This window comes from Marivita geojedonensis (assembly GCF_002115805.1).
GTDB lineage: Bacteria > Pseudomonadota > Alphaproteobacteria > Rhodobacterales > Rhodobacteraceae > Marivita > Marivita geojedonensis.
Genome location: NZ_JFKC01000059.1, coordinates 1 through 3082 on the forward strand (window position 1 = coordinate 1; position 3082 = coordinate 3082).

Consider the following 3082-nt stretch of genomic DNA (forward strand, 5'->3'; position numbering starts at 1 on the left):
TCCTGACCCTAGCGAATTTGACACGTTTGCGTTACCATCCAATACAAGTAATGGGCATTCAGACATGAACAAGCTGCTGCAAAGTGCGAAAGCAGGACATAAAAAATACAAAACGCTCAATGACAAAATCGAAAATGTCCAAGGTTACGTAGATGACGCCAAGAAGCTGCAACGATTTGCCGTTGCCGTTTATAAAGGTGGGCCTGGGAGTTCTTCTGAGATTTTGGAGTTGGCATATGAAGGCGTGTCACGATTAGCGCAACTTTTGCCTGCTCCATCATATGTGAGCAAGTATCTCGAGTTCTACCAGCCAGGCATCAATGCGCTTTCCGAACTTTGGCGGGTTAAAGACGAAGCTGAGCTTTCGCTGAAGTGGAGCAGCGGACTGCATGAGATGGAGAAGAATTTTTGCAAAGGTGTCGACTCAATCGTTTCAAAATATGCGTATGCATCAGAAATGGTCAATAAAGACGGATACGTATCGTCCGATTTGCCCGATGATTTAAAAATGTATTTAAAAGCACACTCGGAATACGAAGCGGGCATGCGAGATGTTCGTAATGCTGTTCGTAATGTTGACTGGCGGAAAACGCTGCGTGCTATCGAAACAGTCGACTTTCACCTGGAATACGCGGCAGGCAAGCACGAATACCTTATGAAACAAAAAAAAGCTGTGAGTATGGGCGTCATTTTGGCCGCCAAAGATATCGCAGCTGCCCACGCGCATTTTGCACAAACTTTTGCACGCACTCGTGAAGCTGGGGACAAGGCGAACAAAACCATGCGGAAACTGACGTCCAGCACAAACCCCGCAATGTCTATTGGCGGGTCCTATGTTGAAGGCGAGATGAACTGGGAAATATACAAGCGCGAGGTCTCGGACCGCATCACGCATGGCAAACCAACAGCAGGTTTGAGCAACGAAGATGTGCAGCTTATCCTTCGTGGAGATTGGCGGGACACCAGCAGCTATAAGCATATGTCCGCCTCCATGCGGAAGATTCGAGCCTTGGCGTATGATTGGTCTCTTTGGGCGTCTTGGACGGCAAACGGTAAACTGCTAGCTTTGTATTAAAACGCGCTATTTGAACGCCACGCAACGAAGTACATCAAAAAAATTTAATGTCGGGATTGGCTGGCCAGTATAAGTTTGCGGGACTGACCTGGTAGTGCGCGGCATCGAGCAGTCACTCCGACAAAAAACTGTCCAAAGCCTTTGCTCCATTGGGTTTTGGTGTTGGAGTCTCTTTCCCCTTTTATGTCGCAGATCGTATTGATATGGGACGGAATCGATATCGGCGGACTCAGTCCTGCAGCGAGTTATCGGGACGCAAACCATTTCTCAATCGTGGAGCCTCCCGGAATGGCGGTCACAGTCGGACCATCGAAGCTTGCGTCGAGGGCTGCATTCCCAATGTACTGGGTCTGAGTGCCTGCCGTCACTGGCCGAGCCATCTCATTTGCGAACAATGTCACGAACGCGGAACCATCGACCTTTGGTCGATTGCGGCGCCGGTCCCGAGCTTTGCTGCGCCCGGCAATCCGGCATCCGTGAAGTTCGATGACGCCGAAAGGACACATTGGCATCGCCATGCCTCCAATCATGATCGCGTCAATGAAATCTTTGTCGCTGTCGTCTTCCTGCATGAGCACGGCATCGCGTGTAAGCTCGACCATGCCAAACAACGAGCCCGCGACACCCTGCGAACCAGGCGAGCCGTGACCGGTGAAACGCAACAGAACCACCTGCCAACCATCGCGGCTGCGCTCAGCCAGGCCCCGCCTGATCTTATCGTAAACCTGCTCTTTGCTCTTCAGGCTGATAGGATTACTACCCATCGCCACAAATCGATTATACTGCAGCCTGCAGATATAGGCGTCTTTTATCCAGTTGTTTATCTTTCGATTTGCAATCAGTTCAGCGCGCCAAGTGGGAAGGTTCGGATCTTCGGCCTGCTGTTTCTGTACCAACTCGCGAACACGATCGGCTCGTGTCTTCCCGTTAAATAGTTGGAACTCCAGCACGCGGTCGCAAACGTCCACAATGCGCCACTTCGCCATGTCGGCCAGTGGCCTCCAAAGGAACCTATCGAAGACCGGGTTGGCGGGCGTTATGCCGAGCGCACTTTTTGCACTGCTTACAGCGCGTTGCGTATTTTGACCGAAGATTCCGTCTGCCAATAGCTCGGGTAACCCCGCGAGACGAGGATCCAGCTCACGACAGGTATTCAGTAGCTTTTGAGCCATGCCGACACTCGGCAGTCGGTCGCCGCGTTTTAGGTAGAGCAAAGGCACTTCCCCCAAGCAAACGTAACATGTCGCTTGAAATCGAGGAAGCTACTTGCTCAAAAATGGCCTTGGATCGAAAGCTTGGACAGGCGGATCCATTTTCGAGCCCAGCAAAATTGTTGGGGGCAGGTGTGCCCGACATATGGACGGATCCCGTTACCAATTTAGTTGGCGCGCAGATCTTGAAGTCTTTCGCGGTATTTTGTCAGCTGCGATTATCGGACCACTGTGGCCTCCCCAATCTTCATAACGCTCCGGAAAATCCGAAAATCGTTCAACCGCGCTATGTCGAGTTCTTGCGGATATCCTACAATGAATTGTTCGAACCTCTTGCCGAAATTATTGTCAGAGAAACCTGGCTTGAAGCGCGGCAGGGCGGACCGTAGCATTTCCACGTGACCAGATCTTCGCCTTTTCGCTACTTCAAGACGAGCCCCAAAGTTTACCGACTGGCAGTGATGCTCTACGTCCGGTCTGTCATCCAAGTTTTTCAGAAAAAAGTTGGGTGCTTGAACGGCTGCTTCTTCTTTCGTCGTGCTTTCTCTTTGGCACGCGCAGCAACCACAAGTCACGTCTTCAGGGGCGCGAGCCGCGGTTACGAACTGCAGATACCAGTCGTTCAAGTCGCAAAGCTGTTCGTCGGCAAGGTCCGCACTGCAGACCTAGCCCACCGCTTGGACGAACGACTGCTACCTGACACCCGTTGCCCCCGTAAAACCCGTTCGAGTGTGAGTTCGTATTCCTGCTCTCCAGGCCCAGCCCCACCAAGAAACCGAGCAACTCTAGGGTCAGG

General features: G+C 51.8%; 3 protein-coding genes and 1 pseudogene. 3 read left to right on the top strand and 1 reads right to left on the bottom strand.

All coding sequences use genetic code 11. The features are described from left to right. A partial coding sequence (locus tag MGEO_RS20935; protein ID WP_233140064.1) for a hypothetical protein occupies nucleotides 1–1075 on the top strand: 1075 nt, incomplete at its 5' end. 245 nt (nucleotides 1076–1320) lie between these two features. Here the strand turns inward: MGEO_RS20935 and MGEO_RS20940 are convergent. Continuing rightward, the gene (locus MGEO_RS20940; protein WP_085641677.1) at nucleotides 1321–2289 is read right to left on the bottom strand and encodes a peptidoglycan-binding domain-containing protein; all 969 of its coding nucleotides are present in this window, start codon (nucleotides 2287–2289) and stop codon (nucleotides 1321–1323) included. A 26-nt stretch (nucleotides 2290–2315) separates the two neighbouring features. Here MGEO_RS20940 and MGEO_RS21300 point away from each other — a divergent pair, with 26 nt between their 5' ends. Then, nucleotides 2316–2675, top strand: coding sequence for a hypothetical protein (locus MGEO_RS21300; RefSeq protein WP_143746340.1), 360 nt, complete (start codon nucleotides 2316–2318; stop codon nucleotides 2673–2675). 9 nt (nucleotides 2676–2684) lie between these two features. Further along, nucleotides 2685–2762 (top strand): annotated as a pseudogene (locus MGEO_RS21825) (IS6 family transposase); the annotation flags it as partial. Between the last annotated feature and the right edge of the window lie 320 nt (nucleotides 2763–3082).